At 61.7% G+C, this 17,694-nt stretch carries 17 protein-coding genes; 9 read left to right on the plus strand and 8 right to left on the minus strand.

Going from position 1 to position 17,694, the window contains the following annotated elements; all coding sequences use genetic code 11:
* Positions 1-10 precede the first annotated feature (10 nt).
* From IPM54_28785 to IPM54_28795, 3 genes are all read right to left on the minus strand, one after another.
* The gene (locus IPM54_28785) at positions 11-1,507 is read right to left on the minus strand and encodes a hypothetical protein (GenBank protein ID MBK9263786.1); all 1,497 of its coding nucleotides are present in this window, start codon (positions 1,505-1,507) and stop codon (positions 11-13) included.
* Between the two features lie 124 nt (positions 1,508-1,631).
* Positions 1,632-2,330 carry a glutathione S-transferase N-terminal domain-containing protein gene (locus IPM54_28790; GenBank protein ID MBK9263787.1) on the minus strand — a complete coding sequence of 233 codons (699 nt, stop codon included), beginning with the start codon at positions 2,328-2,330 and terminating at the stop codon, positions 1,632-1,634.
* Positions 2,331-2,368: 38 nt separating this feature from the next.
* Positions 2,369-3,241: a hypothetical protein gene (locus IPM54_28795; protein ID MBK9263788.1), complete on the minus strand. Its 873-nt coding sequence runs from the start codon at positions 3,239-3,241 to the stop codon at positions 2,369-2,371.
* 166 nt (positions 3,242-3,407) lie between these two features.
* Here IPM54_28795 and IPM54_28800 point away from each other — a divergent pair, with 166 nt between their 5' ends.
* Entirely contained in the window at positions 3,408-4,004 is a 597-nt protein-coding gene (locus IPM54_28800; protein MBK9263789.1) for a hypothetical protein, read from the plus strand.
* Between the two features lie 27 nt (positions 4,005-4,031).
* Here the strand turns inward: IPM54_28800 and IPM54_28805 are convergent, their stop codons facing one another.
* Entirely contained in the window at positions 4,032-4,610 is a 579-nt protein-coding gene (locus tag IPM54_28805; protein MBK9263790.1) for a hypothetical protein, read from the minus strand.
* 1 nt (position 4,611) lies between these two features.
* Positions 4,612-5,640: a serine/threonine protein kinase gene (locus tag IPM54_28810; GenBank protein MBK9263791.1), complete on the minus strand. Its 1,029-nt coding sequence runs from the start codon at positions 5,638-5,640 to the stop codon at positions 4,612-4,614.
* Between the two features lie 266 nt (positions 5,641-5,906).
* Between IPM54_28810 and IPM54_28815 the strand changes: the two genes are divergently transcribed.
* The 8 genes from IPM54_28815 to IPM54_28850 all read left to right on the plus strand — a co-directional run bounded on the left by IPM54_28815 (position 5,907) and on the right by IPM54_28850 (position 14,177).
* Entirely contained in the window at positions 5,907-6,971 is a 1,065-nt protein-coding gene (locus tag IPM54_28815) for a hypothetical protein (protein MBK9263792.1), read from the plus strand.
* Positions 6,972-7,211: 240 nt separating this feature from the next.
* Positions 7,212-8,531, plus strand: a complete 1,320-nt coding sequence (locus tag IPM54_28820; GenBank protein ID MBK9263793.1) for a serine/threonine protein kinase — start codon at positions 7,212-7,214, stop codon at positions 8,529-8,531.
* A complete protein-coding gene (locus IPM54_28825; GenBank protein MBK9263794.1) occupies positions 8,528-9,814 on the plus strand; it encodes a putative metal-binding motif-containing protein in 1,287 nt (428 codons plus the stop codon). Before IPM54_28820 ends, IPM54_28825 begins: the two co-directional genes overlap by 4 nt.
* Before the next feature lie 21 nt (positions 9,815-9,835).
* A complete protein-coding gene (locus IPM54_28830; GenBank protein MBK9263795.1) occupies positions 9,836-10,300 on the plus strand; it encodes a hypothetical protein in 465 nt (154 codons plus the stop codon).
* Positions 10,301-10,388: 88 nt separating this feature from the next.
* The gene (gene pdhA / locus IPM54_28835) at positions 10,389-11,369 is read left to right on the plus strand and encodes a pyruvate dehydrogenase (acetyl-transferring) E1 component subunit alpha (GenBank protein ID MBK9263796.1); all 981 of its coding nucleotides are present in this window, start codon (positions 10,389-10,391) and stop codon (positions 11,367-11,369) included.
* Positions 11,366-12,346: a pyruvate dehydrogenase complex E1 component subunit beta gene (locus IPM54_28840; protein ID MBK9263797.1), complete on the plus strand. Its 981-nt coding sequence runs from the start codon at positions 11,366-11,368 to the stop codon at positions 12,344-12,346. The genes pdhA and IPM54_28840 overlap by 4 nt, the downstream gene beginning before the upstream one ends.
* A 61-nt stretch (positions 12,347-12,407) precedes the next feature.
* Positions 12,408-13,694: a 2-oxo acid dehydrogenase subunit E2 gene (locus IPM54_28845; GenBank protein ID MBK9263798.1), complete on the plus strand. Its 1,287-nt coding sequence runs from the start codon at positions 12,408-12,410 to the stop codon at positions 13,692-13,694.
* 27 nt (positions 13,695-13,721) lie between these two features.
* The gene (locus IPM54_28850) at positions 13,722-14,177 is read left to right on the plus strand and encodes a hypothetical protein (GenBank protein ID MBK9263799.1); all 456 of its coding nucleotides are present in this window, start codon (positions 13,722-13,724) and stop codon (positions 14,175-14,177) included.
* 144 nt (positions 14,178-14,321) lie between these two features.
* On the opposite strand, the gene IPM54_28855 is transcribed toward IPM54_28850, so the two are convergent.
* The 3 genes from IPM54_28855 to IPM54_28865 form a co-directional block, all read right to left on the minus strand.
* On the minus strand, positions 14,322-15,617 hold the full coding sequence (locus tag IPM54_28855) for an MFS transporter (GenBank protein MBK9263800.1): 1,296 nt from the start codon (positions 15,615-15,617) through the stop codon (positions 14,322-14,324).
* 139 nt (positions 15,618-15,756) lie between these two features.
* Positions 15,757-16,590 (minus strand): hypothetical protein, encoded by an 834-nt coding sequence (locus tag IPM54_28860; protein MBK9263801.1) that lies wholly within the window; start codon positions 16,588-16,590, stop codon positions 15,757-15,759.
* Complete coding sequence (locus IPM54_28865; GenBank protein MBK9263802.1) at positions 16,581-17,678, minus strand: AAA family ATPase; 1,098 nt, start codon at positions 17,676-17,678, stop codon at positions 16,581-16,583. The genes IPM54_28860 and IPM54_28865 overlap by 10 nt, the downstream gene beginning before the upstream one ends.
* Positions 17,679-17,694 lie beyond the last annotated feature (16 nt).

The following is a 17,694-nucleotide window of genomic DNA, read 5'->3' on the forward strand; positions in this document are numbered from 1 at the left end:
GATCCAGGGCTCAATCTTCCGTCGACGGGTTCGCCAGTTTCCGCGTGAGCTCCCGAACCGTTTGCATCCCAAGCAATCGCGTGAACAGGACAAACCCAACGACCGCCGCGAGCACCGTGAGCCACAAGGGAACGTGGAAAATCAACTTGCTCCACGTCGCCCATGCCTGATCCCCCCACAGATCGCCCCACGCAAAATCGAACGCCGGCAAGGTCTCGCGCTCGAAGATGCCAATGACGAGACCCACCGGCGTGAGCACCAGGGTCAAAAAGGCAAGCACCTGGTTCAAAAGGTCCGCGCGTTTGTCCGATAGATACTCGTCAATCTCCGTGATCTCGCCTTTGACCTCATCGAAGAGTCCGCCGATGTCGAGCGCGTTGCGCAGGCCGCAATAAAACCGATCGTGTCGCTCTTCGCTGCTCACATGGCCAAAGCTGAATTTCGCCGTGTATTGCAGGAGCGCCAAGCGAAGCTGCCCGAAGATGCGCGCGTCGGGCTTGTTCGACATGCTCGCGCAAGCGCTCGACAGCTCGAGCAAAAAGAGCCGCTCGTGCTCGACGAGAATCCATTTGTACACATACCGATCGAGGACCATGCCATCGAACTGCGCAAGGACGCCTTTGGCATCGAGCGGCCAGATGGCCCAGGTGATGCCCACGGGAGAAAACATGCACAGCTCGCGCGCCGAAGGCTCCCACATGGCGGGATGACCTCGCGTCTCGCAGTCGGCAGCGGATGGCTCGATGGGCTGATCACTCGCGTGCGCAAGCCGCAAACGATACCGATCGGCAGCCTCGGGAAGCCCCTCGACGAAGACCACGTTGACCGCCATCGGGTTCGGCCAGCTTCCAATCGGGGCATCGAGCATCACTTCGGGAATGAACAGTCTCAGCCAGTGGCGAATGGTCGTGTCTTCGATCTTCGCTTGCTCGCCCATCGCCACGAGCGGGTGCGGTTTGGTGTCGCCCTCTTTGTTGATTCGCTTCTTCGGCATGCTCTCGGGGAGCAGATGAACGAACCCGCGTCGAACGACGCCCGCGTAAAAATCCTGGAATGCGGCGAGGGTTTTTCCTTCGGGTTTGACGCCGAAGACGACGAACACGTACCCCGTCTCGATGATGTAGAGCCGCGGGGGCGTGGTGATTTTGCACGGCAAACCTTCGGGCCTCTTGCTGTCGCGTTGCTTCCTTCCGCCATCGTCTTTCGATGGAGGCACGCTTTGCGCAGGCGGAGGCATCGATGGAGGCTGCGTTTGCGGCGAAGCGGCATCACCGTCGCCCTCGGGTTTGGCTTGCGCAACTTTGGCCGGATCTTCGGCTTCGGGCTTCGGCTTTTTCGGCGCGCGTTCGAAGAGCCACATCGAACGTGGATCGAAGAGATTTGCAAGCTGACCCGTGGGCTCGTAGGCGCGCAGGAGCCGGCCATCTCGCACGTGAATGTTCAGGTGCGGCAACAGCGCCGGATCGTCGATCTTGCGCGGCTTGAAGTCGCCTCGCGCGAGCAGCACTTGTTCGTACCGCTCGAGATCGAACTTGCCCTCGAGGCCGTCTGGATGGCGGAACGAAATGACGAAGAAGAGCGTCGATTTCGGGCCGACGACTGGTTCTTTCGGGGCAGCCTTCTGAGCGCTCTCAGCGGGTCGCGTACGTCCTCCGCAAGTAGTCGACGATGTCGGCCGATTCGAACATGTCCACGTCCATGTTGGGATCGTGAAGGAACGGAACCATCATGCGGCCCGACCGCGCAATGAACGCCTGACGACTCGGGCTTCCCTTTGCGACGTTGTGAAGTCGGTAGGGAATTTCGAGGACGGACAACTCTTCACGCACGATACGACAAAACGGCGATGCCTCGAAGCTCCACAGTTCGAGCGGCTTTTCTGGCGCACGGGACGGCCGAGCGAAGTGGCCGAGCCCCGCGCGCAACACGCTTGCGCCAAGGGCTGTTGCATTCGTGATCGGACCGAGCCGCAAAAGCAGCGGAACGTCACCGTCGCCATAGACGCGGAAGAGGTACTTCACGATGTCGTCGGATTCGTACAGCGTAAGGTTCGCATTCGGGTCGACGAGGAACGGGAATTGAAGTTTGCCCCCTCGTTCCTGGACAATCGGTCGAAAGCGCCGGCCTTCACGCGGGCACGGATAGATCATCGCTTCGAGGTCCAGGATGCTTAGAGCCTCGCGCACTTTGCGGCAGTACGGCGAAGCCTCGATGTCGTAGAGCTCGAGCAACTTTTCGGGTCTCGCGCCAAGGCGGCCGACGCGCATGCCCATGCCGAGACGCTTGACACTGGCCAGAAAAGACGTCGCAACATCGACCGTACGGTTCATGGTGATCTCGTTACGTGATTGCGGGTTGAAATCCAAGCTCAGTGCGGGTGTTGCCCCATGGGTCCCGCATCGTGCTGAAAAAACAGGCGCGTGTCGCCATAGGCCGAGGCGACCCACGGACTATCGAGGCGCACTTCGCCGATGGGTTCGGATGGTTTGTCGATGTTCGGCGCGGCAAACACGCGGAAGAGGATCGTGCCGACCGGGATTGCGGCAAGCGCGCGACGAAAATCGGGCAAGTCCGGACACGCGGCCTTGGCGCCGTCCGTTGGGACAAACTCGAGGCGATCCGGAACAACGGGGTTTTCCGACTTGGTACCATCGGCGCGAATCGACGCGAAATCGTGCAGCGGCAGGTAGACGGCGTAGAGGCGGCTCGCGCCCATGGCCTTGGCGGTTTTTTGGAAACTGTGCTGCACGAGCTTGGAGTCGAGCTCTTTCGCGGGCGGCGTCGCGTTGCAGTACGCACTCGAAAAACACCGAAGATCACCTTTGTCGCGATAGGCCGAAGGCAGGACGAGAACGTTGGTGGACGAACGACCATCGACGAAGAATTTGAACGCGAGCGACGGGAGAAAAGCGCTGCCTCCTTTTGCGTCGGAGAACCGAACCAGAGCATCACCTCCCTGTTCGAGCATGCCCGTGTAGGGATGCTTTTCGGTGATGCGCAAAGACATGCGAGCGCATGTTCCGTAGGTGTGTACGAGCTTCGGACGATCCGGCGGCAGCTCGTCTCCCGGGACGAACGAGCCCTTGTTGAAGTCGACACTGAACAGCTTGAGTCGAGCGATGGGGGAAGGCGCGCGCGTCGGCAGCTTCGCATCGGGGTAAGGGTCAGCGTTGACGTTTGCCCAGAGCAGATCGCCTTTTTCGCGGGCAGATCGTTTTTCGTAGTCGGAAGGCAGAGACATGCTCGCCCAGCGTATCGCAACGGGCCGTGCGAACGCACGACGCCTTCGCCCTCATGTATTTCGGCACCTCTCGTGTAAGGTGCGCGGAAGATCATCGTTTCACTCGCGGTCAGACACTTTTGATGAGCCAAATGCGCCCCGCCGAACGTCCAGCGTGGAGACCTTCATGAACCGTCATTGCTCCCCTGCCCTGCGCCTGGGCTCTGCTGCATTGGTCCTTGCGTCGATGACGACGCTGTTTGCTGCCGGCTGCGGTGCTTCATCGCCGAGCACGGGTTTTGGCGAGACGAAAATGAGCTCCGTGCCACCGGAACCCGCCCCGCAAACCGTGGGCGAAGCCGAGGCTCGGTTTGCGACTGCAGAGCAAGACGTGTTCGGGGCACTTGGGGACAGGCGTGACATGGATCCTCGGTTCGCAACGCCGCCGGCTGGGCAGGTCGCGCAGCCCTCGAGTCCAGGCGCCACGACGGCGGCGGAAAGCGCCCCGCCTCCACCACCGACCGATTCGTATCGACCTCACAAGGAGGACGAAGCTCGCGCTGCAGCAGGAGCGGCGCCCGTTCAAGGTGCAGATGCGGCTGCGCAACAGTCGTCGAGTCCTTGCGTGACGGCATGTCGAGCGTTGGCGTCGATGGACCGCGCCGCGACGCACATCTGCCAGCTTGCGGGAAGCGACGATGCTCGCTGCACGAACGCGCGCGAGCGGGTGCGTTTGGCGACGGAGCGCGTGCGCCAGAGCTGCTCCGATTGCGGCGCTCAATGATGTGAAGCGTGCCAGCGCTTCACGCGATCAACGCAGCTTCAGAGCTGCAAGAAAACTGACGACCGCGACGATCACGATGATCACCGCGAAGAACAGGTTCGAGCGCTGCGGCGGCGCCGTCGTCGCAGGTGCAGCGAGCGCTGTTGCAGGTTCGGCTTTCGCTGCAGGAGCGGGCGATGGTGCTGCGGGCTTTGCAACTTCGCCTCGACGCGACGCCGGCACTGGCTCGACCGCGAGTTTGTCGCCTCGACGTGATGCAGGAGCCGCATCGGCCGGCGGTGGATTGCTTCGTCGCGACAGGGGTGGATGCAGTTCTGCAGGAGGTGGCTGAGACAAACGTCGCGACGCCGGCGCAGCGGGATCCGCCGGCGGCGGCTGCGACAAACGTCGCGACACCGGCGCAGCGGGATCCGCTGGAGGCGGCTGCGACAAACGTCGTGAAGCAGGAGCCGCGTCCCCATCCGCTCGCTGACGCACGTAGTCCGACCAGAGCATCATGCCGTCGCCCAAGTCCACGGGGACGCCGATGTGAATGCTCGACTTCTCCTGTTCGATCACGGGCAACCCGCGACTGCTCGCGGGCACGTCACGGATGCTTGCGGGCACGTCACGATTGCTCGCTGGCACTCTTTCCGCGGCAGCTCGCGTCTCGACGAGATGCCGCTGCAGACGAACGCGTCTCGACGGAAGTTCCCGCGACGACGCGCGCCACCTCCTCCGCGACCACGTCCGACGTGAAGGTGTCCGTCATGTTGATGACCGGGAGCGCTGGTAGCGCCGGCGGCGGAGGAATCGATGCTCGTCCCACCGACGGCGGCGGAGGCGGAATGGATCTCGTCGTGGCAGGAGGCACGATGTCGTCGCCGAGAAGCGGTGCGAGTGCATCCAAGACTTCGTCTGCCGAAGAGAAACGCTTGCTCACTTCGCGCTGCAAACAGCGATCGACGATCGCGACGATGCGCGGATCGGTCCCTGGCGCGAGCTGCGCGAGGCTGCGAATTTTTCCGGACAACACCTCGGCGGCCGCACCGTAGGGAGTTAGTCCCTGAAAAACCCGATGACCGCTGATCATTTCGGCGAGCACGGCCCCGAGCGACCACAAGTCGGTGCGATGATCGACGGTCTTCAGGCCCTTGACCTGCTCGGGGCTCATGTACGCGGGCGACCCCATCGTGCGCCCGGTTGCGGTGAAGTCGGAGTTCGTTTGCAGCGTCTTGCTCACGCCGAAGTCGACGATCTTCAGCACGACGGCGTCGGTATCCGGCTCGTAGTGCAAGAACAGGTTCGACGGCTTGAGGTCGCGGTGCATGACGCGAGCTCCATGGGCGGCGCGTAGTCCGCGCGCCGTGTCCGCGATGATGCGAAGCGCAACCTCGGCAGGAATTTTCCCTTCGCGCTCGAGTTTGTCGCCGACCGTCTCGCCGTTCAGAAGCTCCATCACGAGAAACGGATCGCCCGCATCGGTTTCGCCGACGTCGTAGATCTGCACGACGTTGCGATGCACGATGCGTCCGCACGCGCGAGCTTCGCGCAGCATGCGTGCACGCGCGTCTTCGCTCGCATCCATGCCGCGCAACAGCTTCAGCGCGACTTCGCGTTCCGTCAGTTCGTTGACCGCTGCCCACACGACTCCCATCCCGCCCTCCCCCAAGGGGCGAACGAGTCGATACTTCCCCCCGATCTTCATGCCGGGCTTCATCGATGGGCTCGCAGCGATAGCCGGAGACTACGCGCGCGGCGCCCCGGCGCCTAGACTTCGCACAGGATTTTGGCGACGCCCGGTCGCAAGTGGTGCACGCAAGCCTGTTTGCAGGGGCCGGCGCCTCGAAGGGGTCGTCGTTCGCCCGAGGTCCGTGGCATAGTGAGCTTGCGCCAAGCTGGGCTTGGGCGCGGAGCGTCGTCATGCAAGCACGAGTCGTCCGGTTTGTCGGATCCGTCTTGGCGCTCCCCGCGCCGCCTCTCGATGCGCTGCTCGGTGTGGCCGATTCGATGCGTCGATGGGGCCTCACGGCGCTTGGACGCCCCATCGCGCGGTCCATCCTGACGGACCGAGACAAACGTGCTGCCTTTTTCGGGTGTCTCCTCATCACGTTCGCGTTCTTCAGCACGTCGATGTTCCCGGTGGTGATGCTCGTCGTGGGACCTCTCGTCTGGGGAATTCCTCATGTTCTTGCGGACTTGCGCTACCTCGTCGCAAGGCCGGGCCTTCACCGAAGACCCCTCGTGCTCGGCGCGATCGGAATTGGCGTGCTCGCGGCAGGTCTTGGGTTTGGCGTGCGAGGCGGGCTTGCTGGCGCGGCGCTAGCACTTTGCGTTGCGCGCACGTCTTGGCTGCGGCGATGTCTCGGCCTTCTCGTGGTCGCCGTACTGTTTGTCGTGGCACATCGAGCCGGACACCTTGCAGACTTGGCGTTTGCCCATTTGCACAATTTCGTGGGCGTTTTGATTTGGTGGGCGTGGCGGCCAAGACAAACTCGGCTGCACCTCTTGCCCATCTCGCTCTTCGCCGCAGGTTCGATCGTCCTGCTTCTGGGTCTTGCTTCACCGCTCCACGACTTCACGAAAGGACTCGAAGCTCCGTGGACGGGGCTCGGCATGTTCGAGCTATGTCAATCGCTGACGCCCTCGCCCTTCGATCCCAACTCAGTGCGTCTGGTTTTGCTTTATGCGTTCGCGCAGGCAACGCATTACGTCGTCTGGCTCAGGCTCGTGCCGGAGGACGATCGTCCGAGCAAGTCTCCGCGCTCTTACGGACAGAGTTTTCGCGCGCTGACGTCGGACCTCGGATCGATCTTGCTGTGGCTTTCCGTCATTGGAGCTCTTGCGCTCATTGGGTGGGCGATGTTTGCACCGGGCGAGGCGCGTGACGGTTATTTGCGGCTCGCGTTTTTCCACGGACATCTCGAGCTGGCCGCAGGCGCGCTGCTGTGGGCCGAAGGACGGCTTGGGTTTGGATCCCGTCATTAGACCCATGCACGTTTTGGACACATCGGACGAACCTTTCGAACGTGTAAGGATTGGCGCACGCATTTCGATCGCAAATACCGCGCAGAGCCGAGGTTCCGACCGTCTCGCCCTTCCCACTCTGGCCGTACGGGGCTAAAACTTTCTTCGAGCGTGCCGTCGCCCTTGTCTTCTCAGCCCGACTTCGAGCTTCCCAAGAAAATTGGGCGCTACGAGGTTTTGCGCCTCATCGGCGAAGGAGCCATGGGGCGCGTGTTCTGTGCGCATGACCCCGTGCTCGGTCGTGACGTGGCGGTGAAGCTCTTGCGCGATGATCTCGCGGTGCCCCGCGACGTGCGCGAAGGCTTGCTCGCACGCATGCGCAACGAGGCGCGAGCTGCTGCCCGCGTCGCGCATCCGAACCTCGTGACCTTGCACGACATGGGCGAGGACACCGAGGTTGGTCTGTACCTCGTCTTCGAATACGTCGAAGGGCCCACGCTGAAGCAACGATTGCTCGAGGGACCGCTATCACCGGCGGACACTGCGCGATTGGCTCGCGAGCTCGGAAGCGCGCTGACGTGTGCGCACAACGAAGGGATCGTGCATCGCGACGTCAAACCGGAGAACGTGATCTTGTCGCGTACGGGCGCAAAAATCGCCGATTTTGGCATCGCCCGCATCCCCAACTCGACGCTCACCCACGCGGGTGGCCTCATGGGAACTCCCGCCTATAGCGCTCCCGAAACGTTCGGCGGGAAAAACTTTTCCCCGGCGAGTGATCAGTTCTCTCTGGCGGCTTTGCTGTACGAAGCCCTGCGTGGCGAACGCGCGTTTCCCGGCGACGATGCCGTCGAAGTTGCCGCAAGGATCGCTCACGATCCTCCCGAGCGCTTTTGCGCCGAGCGCAGTTTGCCGACCGACGTCGACGAGATCCTCATACGAGCAATGGCTCGGTCACCCGCGGACCGATTCCCGTCCTGCGAGGCCCTTGGCGAGCTGCTCGCAGACGCGCTTGCGCCGGTCATCACGCCTCCGCCGCGCCCCATGATGACGAGCTCGTCCGGGCGCATGCTGATTCAAGAAGCGCCGGCCGAACCACGCGAAAGGCGATGGGGCCAGGTCGTTCTCGGCGCGTCGGTCGTGACGGTGACGGCTGCATTGCTCGTGCACACGGCGCTGCGTCACGACGAGGATCCGCGCCTGTCCGTCAAGCCCGCTGCGAGCGCATCCGCCGAACCGGCGGCGTCGGCATCGGAACGCCCACGCCCGAGCGTCAGCCCTTCAACCGCGCGTCCTCCGCGAATCCGATCGTCAGCCGAATCGGTTCAGCCTGAAACGTCGGGCTCCGCAGGCCCCGACGCAGATGCTGGCGTGCCGAGCGACGCAGGCACCTCGGACGCGGATGGAGGCACGTCTGGCTCCATTGATGCGGGGGGTGCATCGAACACCGCCGCGACACCCGTCGATTCTGCTTCAATGTCTCCGGCGCCGTCGGCGCCGCCTTCCACTTCATCTTCTGCGCCGGTGCGAGCCCCCGCTACGGCATCCGCTCCGGCGAAGGACGCGAGACGTTTGCCATGACAACCCATCATCTGTGCTCGAACTTTTTCCGCATTTCGATTGCCGCCCCACTCCTTGCGCTTGGACTTCTGTGGCCACGTGCAACGCAAGCTGGCGCCATGCCCCTCGTCGTCACGCAAGACCTGCCGCAGAGCCTCGGCGGCGACGAACCGTACTTCTACCCCACGGTCACCATCAGAGACGGCGGCGTGCTCAGCGTCATCCCGGTGGGCACTGACGGCGGCACTGGGCGACTGCACATCAAGGCCAACAAGATCACCATCGAAGCAAGCGGCGTGCTCAATGCGGCCGGTGCCGGCCATCGCGGCGTCACCGGCCAGGCGGGCAGCGGTCCGGGCGGAGGTGGTTATGCGGTGGATTCGTCGGGCGGCGGAGGAGCCTACTTTGGCAATGGGGGCGCCGGGACAAACTCGATGTGCGCCACGGGGCTTTTTGGCGTCGGTGGTACGAAGTATGGCGATCCGATGACGTTCGCGCTGGGCAGTGCGGGCGGTGCCGGAGGCAAATCGTCGGGACCCATCGGTGGAAGCGGTGGCGGCAGCATCATTCTCGAAGCAGCAGAAATTCAGATTTTTGGAACGATCAACGTGTCCGGCAACGCGGGTTTTGCCGTCAACGGTGTCGGCTCCGGCGGCGGCGCGGGCGGCGAAATCCGCTTGCAAGCGTCGCTCTTCACATGGGGCCCCAAGGCGCGCCTGCTCGCCACCGGCGGCACCGGCGGCAAAGCAATGACCGCAAGCGGCGGCTCGGGAGGAGGCGGGCTCATCTGGCTCCGAGGTGCACCAGCGCCTCCACCGGAAGCCGTACTCGACGTGTCCGGCGGTCCTTCGATCGAAGCGTGCGCGGGCGGCGAGGGCCAAGGCAGCGACGGCACCATCGACATGGACACGACACCGTTTGCCTGCCGAGACCTCGATGGAGACGGCTTCGCAGCATCGATCTGCGGCAAGGAAGACTGTGATGATTCGGATCCGGAGGTCAATCCGAATGCCGTCGACAAGTGCAACGGCGTCGACAGCGATTGCAACAACGTCATCGACGACGCTCCCGATGCATGCGCCGCGGGGAACATCTGCGTCAGCGGCATGTGCAAGTCATCCACGCTGCCCGACGCGGGCCCGATGGGCGACGGCGGCACGCCAGCGCCCCCCGAAGTGCTCGAATATCGCGGCGGCTGCTCGGTTCCCTCGGCCCCGAACGGCGCGGCGCCCCTGGCCGCCCTCGGCCTCGCGTTTGCCTTGGGCACGCACTTCATCCGCCGCGCACGCAAGAACAAGCGCTGACACCCAATCCCTGACAAACCCATGCGCCATGTCATCGTAGCTGCATCGAGCCTCATCCTGTTCGTCATGGCCGCATTCGGTTGCAGCTCGGACACCGACAAACCTCTCTTCCCGTCCGCAACGTCCAGCGGCATGTCAGGCAGCGACGACGCAGGCACCGACGGCGATGCCCAAGCCGATGCCGACGTCGATGCGGGCATCGATGCCGCCCCTCTCACGTGCGTCCCCGACATGGGCGACACCGCATGCGACAAGTGCGTCTTCGCCATGTGCTGCGAACAAGCCTTGGCGTGCAGCGCGGGCACCCCATGCGATGCACTCTGGACATGCGCACGCATGGCCGGATGCCTCGATCCGCAAGCGAGCGACTTCGACACGTGCGTCGTCGCCGCCTGCCCCGCGGAAGCTACCGAACCTGCGGTGGCGGCGATCGAGGCGCTCGCTACGTGCATTCGGACGAGTTGCGACGCGACTTGCGGGGGCTGAACGTTTGCGCGGCCCCATGCGCAATACCCCCTTGCAATCGCCGTTCTAAAAGGACATGACAGGCCGTTCGGTGTAAAAAGGCCATCACATGACCACCACGCGCGATCATTCCGACGATCTCCACCTCTCGCTGTATCGGCAGATGTTCGAGATCCGGCGATTCGAAGAAGAAGCTGCGCGGGCTTACGCGCAAGGAAAAATCGGGGGGTTCCTACACCTCTACATCGGCCAAGAAGCGATCGCCGTCGGGGCCGTCGCCGCTCTTCAGCCAACCGATTACGCCATCACCACCTACCGCGATCACGGCCTCGCGCTCGCGCGCGGCATGTCCGCACGCGCAGCGATGGCCGAGCTCTTCGGCAAAGCCACGGGCTGTTCCAAGGGCCTCGGCGGGTCGATGCATTTTTTCGATCGCGAGCACAACATGCTCGGCGGCTACGGCATCGTCGGCGGGCATGTTCCCGTCGCCGTTGGAACCGCGTTCGCATCGAAGTACCGAGGTGATGGGCGCGTGTCGGTCGTGTTTTTCGGTGAAGGTGCCGTCAGCATCGGCGACTTTCACGAGGGCATGTCGCTCGCCGCGCTTTGGAAGTTGCCCGTCGTATTCGTTTGCGAGAACAACGAATACGCAATGGGAACCTCGCTATCGCGGACGCTCTCGAACGAAGACGTGTCGATGAAAGCCATTGGTTATGGCATGGCGCGCGATCGATTCTCCGCAGCTCACGTGCTCGAAGTGCGCGACCGATTGGCGGATGCCATCGAACGAGCGCGCGAAACGAGCGAACCGACGCTCGTGGAGATTCGCACGTATCGTTTTCGTGGCCATTCGATGAGTGATCCTGGCAGGTACCGCACGCCCGAAGAGCTCGAAGAACGCAAGCGCAACGATCCCTTGCTCGTGAGCCGTGCGGAGCTCGAGAAAAAGGGGCATTCCGATGCGCTCGACAAAATCGAAGTTGAAATCGATGACCTGGTCGCAGATGCGATTCGTTTTGCCGAAGAGAGTCCCGAACCTGGTCCCGAGCTTCTCGAAGCGACCACCTATGCAGGAGCATTTGCGCGATGACCGTGCTCAGATACCGTGAGGCGCTCAGGGCCGCCATGATCGAGGAAATGGAGCGCGACGAGCGCGTCTACCTCGTCGGCGAAGAAGTTGGAGCCTACCAAGGTGCCTACAAGGTCACCGAAGGGATGCTCGAACGGTTTGGACCCAAGCGAGTCATCGATGCGCCGATCACTGAAAGTGGTTTTACCGGGTTATCCATTGGCGCAGCGATGGTCGGTCTTCGGCCCATCGTCGAATACATGACGTGGAACTTTTCGGCCGTCGCCTTCGATCAAATCTTGAACAACGCCGCCAAGATCCGACAAATGTCCGGCGGCCAGCTCAACATCCCCATCGTCTTTCGAGCGCCCAATGGTTCGGCGAGGCAAGTCGGATCGCAACATTCGCACGCGATGGAGCATTTTTATACGCACATCCCCGGCCTCAAGGTGCTCGCGCCCGCGTTCCCCTCCGATGCCAAAGGCATGCTGAAAACCGCCATTCGTGACGACGACCCCGTGCTCTTCATGGAAAGCGAAACGCTGTACAACGTGAAGGGCGAAGTTTCGGACGACCCGGAAGCGCTCGTGCCCATGGGGCAAGCCAATGTCGTACGCGAGGGCAAGGACGCGTCGATCATTTCTTATGGGCGTATCGTGCACGTCGCGCTCGAAGCCGCGAAGCTCCTCGAAAAGGACGGCATCGACGTCGAGATCCTCGATTTGCGTTCGCTTCGGCCGCTCGATGAACAATCGCTCGTACGCACGGTGCAAAAGACGCATCGCGCGGTCTTGGCGTACGAAGGTTGGCCTTATGGAGGCGTCGGGGCGGAAGTGGTCGATCGAATTCAGCGCCTCGCGTTCGACGAGCTCGATGCGCCCATTTTGCGCGTCACGTTCCGCGACGTACCCATGCCGTACAACGCCAAACTCGAGCAATACGTATTGCCTCAGCCCGACCGAATTGCACAGGCGGTCAAAGACGTGCTCTACCGATAACGCAAAAGGGCTTTAGACGGTTCGTAGCGATTGCGACAACTGCCCGCGGAGACGCATCAAAATGGCCAAGGTTCTCGACATGCCCAAGCTGTCCCCCACGATGGAAGAGGGACAGATCAGCGTTTGGCACAAGAAAATCGGCGACACGGTCGCCATCGACGACCTGCTCGCCGAAGTCGAAACCGACAAGGCGACGATGGAGTATCGGTCGTTCGACAAAGGCACGCTCCTCGCCATTCTCGCGCCCGCTGGCAGCATGGTTCGTCTTGGCCAACCGGTCGCCGTCGTGGGCTCGCCGGGCGAAGACATTTCCGGCCTGACGGGCGCTCGAGCGGAAGCTCCCAAAGCAGCGCCTGCCCCGCAAGCGCCCGCAGCTCCCCCACCCCCGGCGGCAGCGGCTCCTGCACCGCCTGCTCCGCCGCCTGCTGCAGCACCAGCACCGACGCCGCCTGCGGAACCGGGGCGCATCAAAGCATCGCCGTACGTGCGCAAGCAGGCGCGGGAGCGCGGGCTCGAACTTGCGGGCGTCGTGGGATCCGGCCCTGGAGGGCGCATCGTAGCGCGCGATTTGGACAACCTCGGGAAGGCTGCACCCGCGGCTGCACCGGCTGCAATGCCCGCAGTGCCGGGAGAATTGGCCGCACCCGAAGTTCGACCGCTCAGCATGATGCGCAAAGCCATTGCGCGACGACTGACCGAATCGAAGCAAACGGTTCCGCATTTTTATTTGACGATCGACATCGATGCGGCGCCGCTTGCGGCCCTGCGCGAGCAAATGAATGCGGATCTTGCTGCATCCGCTGAAAAAGGACACGATCCGCCGAAGATATCGATCAACGACCTGCTCGTGAAGGCGTGTGCCATTGCATTGCGTCGCGTTCCCGAATGCAATGCGCAATTCACACCCGAATCGATATTGATTCACCGCCGCGTCGACATATCGGTTGCCGTTGCGGTTCCCGATGGCCTCGTGACACCCGTCGTGCGCGATGCCGACAAGAAGACCGTGGCAGCCATTGCGGCGGAAGTGCGCGATCTCGCGGGCCGAGCGAGGAACAAAAAACTTCGCCCCGAAGAAATGCTCAATGGAACGTTTTCCATCTCGAACTTGGGCATGTACGGCATTGATGAATTTTCCGCGGTCATCAATCCGCCGGAAGGAGCCATCTTGGCGGTCGGACAAGTCCGCAGCGAACCTGTCGTGCAAGGCGACAAGGTCGTTCCTGGAAAGAAGATGGCCATGACGCTATCGTGCGATCATCGCGTGGTCGATGGTGCCGTTGGTGCTACCTTCCTCAAGGCGCTCCGCTCGCTGCTCGAGCATCCCACGCAAATACTCTATTATTGAATCCTGTCGTCGACAGTCCGGTGAAACATGAAAGTCGTTTTTCTGGACTTCGACGGGGTACTCAACAGCTTGAGCGACATTGCGTTCGGGCTTGGTTCATCGTGCTTCAACGCGGCAGCCATTGAACGCCTGAATGCGATCGTGCGCAGATCGAGCGCCAAGGTCGTCGTTTCGTCGACGTGGCGTGTGCAGCATACGATGGACGAGCTGCGTGTGCTCCTTGCCAACGCGGGATTCGACGGCGAGATCATTGGATGCACGCCCGTGCATAGCCATGACGACGCGCGGGGGCTCCCTGATATTGGTTTCATCAGGTGCCAAGAGATCCAAGCTTGGATCGATGCCCACCCGACTCCATTGACGAGTTTCGTCATTCTCGACGACTTGGAGCTCGAGCCGATGGCCGCGTATCACGTGAAAACGGACCTCGAGGTGGGGTTATGTGATCATCACGTGGACGAGGCGCTTGGATTGCTTGGGTGATCGGCATATCGTAACAAGAGGTTTCAGTCTGAATTTTTCCGGCGCTTGCGGGTGTCCCACTGTCCGAGCCCGCGAAGCGGACGAGTTTGGGGGGAACCGCAAGTGCCGGAAAAATTCAGGCTGGAACCTCGCAGAAAGCCCCTTTCACTTCCCGCGTAATCGGAACGTCGGCACCAAGCAAATGGCCGAAAACATGGCAAGCGCGACGAACACGTAAAACAGCTTGTCCCAGCCGTACCTTTGGCTCACCCCGCGCGTCACGTATTCTTGCAAAATGGCCCCGACCGATCCAATCCCATTGACCACGCCCGCAGCGGTCGCCGCTGCATAAGGCCCGCCGGCATCTTGGGCGGCTGCGCCGCTGATCAGTGAATCCGGTCCAAAGAGCAGCGCGCCGACGAGCGCCATCACGACGAAATTGGTGACCATGCCGCTGGCGCCGATGCGAGCATAAAGAAATAGCGCCCCGGCGAGCATGACGAGCCACGCGGCGGCGAACATGGATCGAGGAATGCGCCGATTGCGATCGGAAAGCGTGCCCATCAGCATCGTCCCGGCGACGCCTCCCACCTCGAAGGAAATGGACATGTACCCCGCCGTCGTTTTGGAATACGCGAGCGCGGTGGTCAGGTAAAATGGCAGCCAAAATAAAATGCTGTAACGAATGAGCTTCATTCCGAAGTACGACGCCCCGTAACACCACACCGTCGGGCTTCGCAGCACCCTCCTTCGTTCGACCTTGCGTTTTGCAGCAACGGCAATGGGATCAGCATCTTCCGGGTTACCCGTCTTCGCCGCGCTCGTCCCAAGCGCGCCAGGGCCTGGTTTCAATAGCAAAAGCACCAGCACGCCCACGAGCGCCACGACGACGGCGGGCCCCCAAAAGCTCGCACGCCAGCCCCAAAGCCCCAGCATCAGCGTGGCAAACCAAGTCGCAACGATTCCGCCGACTTGATAACACGTCGCCCACACCCCCATGATGCGACCGCGGTTCGTCGGAGTCGTCCATTCCGCCATCGCTTTGATATTGCCCGGCCACCCCGACGATTGCGCGAATCCATTCACCATGAACGCAAGAAAAAACGCAATACCCAGGCTCGATGCACCAAATGCAACGCACGCTGCGGCCGATACCAGCATCCCCGCACCGATGAGCCTTCGAGCGCCCACGCGATCGCCCAGCGATCCATTCACGTATTGCCCCACGGCATAGGCCGCGAGATACCCCGTATCGACCCCGACGAGCGCGTCCTTGCCAAAGCTTTCCGCAATGGGAGCTTTCGCGACGCTGATACCTTTGCGCCCCAAATAGTACGTCGCGTACGACACCCACGTCAGGGTCCACGCTGTCCAGCGTCCGGGAGCGGGCGCCGCCTCGAGCGGTTGTTCGTCGATCGCCCCTCGCTCCACGGGCACCGCTGCGGTCGCGTCGCTTTTCATCGCGGCGGCACAGTAGACACGAATCCGTGCGGCTGGCTAGTACAAACGTGTTAGGATGCCCCTCGAATGAGCGACGATTTTATGCTGGGAGATGTGGAAAACGCGCAAGGATGCACATGAGGGCTGATGGTCGGCGAAACTATTGTCGCGCAGCCGGACTCCACGTCATCACAGCTTCGCGAATCGCGGTGCATTCGAGCAGCCATTCGTGGGGCGCCGAATCATCCTTGAGACTCTGGAGCACTCGCTCGATGAGCTTGTCGACATCCTTGAGCGCCGCATCCATTCCCGACATCTGCTGCATCTTCGCGAGGATATTTTTCCCAGCGAATACCATCAGTGCATTATCACGAAAAATCCCACCACGACGACATTGCGGTAGCAGTTGATGGAATGCATCGAGCAATTTTTGTCCGTCGAGGGCTGTATTGGTGCTATGGTCGTGCGCAATCCTGGTGAGATGACGCTCCAATTCTTCCGGTGAATCATTGAGCGGCACCTTCGTATCGACGCGATTCCGCAAGGGTGCGCAAGCCGTGAGCGCCATGCGCGCAGCGGTCGCGCAAGCCAGGTCATCGAAAATGCGCTCGAGCAATGCCAAATATCCTGCCTTCTTTGCATCGTCCCATCCGAACGCGCGAGCAAGAACATCAGGATCGATGAAATAGTTCTCGATTTCTTTACGACCCCACATCCAGCCGACCATGTGATGCCCATCGTCGCGCTTGACTTGCCATTCCAAAGCTTTGGATACGGGATGCGGCACCCAGCCAAGCGGTTTCCTCGGGAAATCATTATCCTTGAAGGCGCATACGTTCGGGTTGCTATGACGCCAAGCAATGACCGTGTTGGGAAATCCGTCCTTCCCTCCGCTTGGTGTGACCGCAAGCCCAGCCCCTCGAAGAATGATGCTCAACAAGCGAACATCCGGGCCGTGAGCATTGCCCTCGCAAAGCAGTTCAGTCACAGGCACGGGTTACCCTCCGAAAGACGTGTAATCGTGTGAGGGCTGACGAGCGACGACACGGATCTCGAATGCGTCGTGAAAATGAATTGGTTTTTTTCACCGAGCATCGGCAACAGCCCAAGAAGCAACTGCGCCAGCGGCGGATGCAAGTTCAAGTCGATTTCGTCAATGATGACGATGGAACGGTGAATCTGCTGCTTCACGCATTGAAACAAGATCGGAAAAATGGCTTGCTCTCCCGACGACATTTCCGCAAGCGCGTACGTATGTGATCCGTCACTGAGGATGAAACGCGTCTTTCCCGGCGTCGGACCATCATAAATGGGCTCGAGCCCCGCAAACGTATGACCAGGAAAAGCTTTGCTGTAAAGCGCTTCGATTTGGCCCAAGAAATCCGCCTTCGGATGCGGCCCACGCTGCTCGCGCATACTGTACCATTCTTTTAAATTCTCCTCGACCTGCGCAATGCCAAGATAATAAGGGAGCTCGGTCCCAACGGCAATCCCCCGCTGATCGCGCTCACGCGCAATGGAGCTCGCCGTGTTTCTAAACTGGTCGTACCAAAAAACGCCCGGCAGCCGAGGAAATAGATCCCGTAACCTCCTATCCATCTTCGCTCCGCTCGCCGCATAGGAGCGTCCCTGGAATTGAAATATCTCGTTCTCAGGGCCGAGCGTACGTACCCGAGCGCCCTCGAGACGCAGCGTAACCAGCTCGCTGTCGCCGGGCGACACAAACCCTGTCCGTCCCGTTGGATGCGTAGCGTCCCACCACCGCGATGCAGCTTCTTGCGTGGCCTCGAGCTCGTCCGCGTCAAACTCCACCTCGAGCTCGACAACGGGATCGCCATGCGCGAGAAACCTGTCCGCGACCCATCCGGTCCACGAAAACTCACGGAAATCCTGAACTTTGCGTTGCGCAAGCGCGAGCGTGAGGGCAATCGCCTGAAGGATGGTCGTCTTTCCTGACGCGTTGTCCCCAAGAATCAAATATTCGTCTGCTATTTCGCCCAAAGCCTTGTTTCGAAAGTCGATTTCGATCCCCGGCGGCTCGAACTTCTTGAATCGCTCTACTCGCGCGCGTCGCAGTCGCATGTCGCACCGTGCTTCG

This window comes from Polyangiaceae bacterium (assembly GCA_016715885.1).
GTDB lineage: Bacteria > Myxococcota_A > Polyangia > Polyangiales > Polyangiaceae > Polyangium.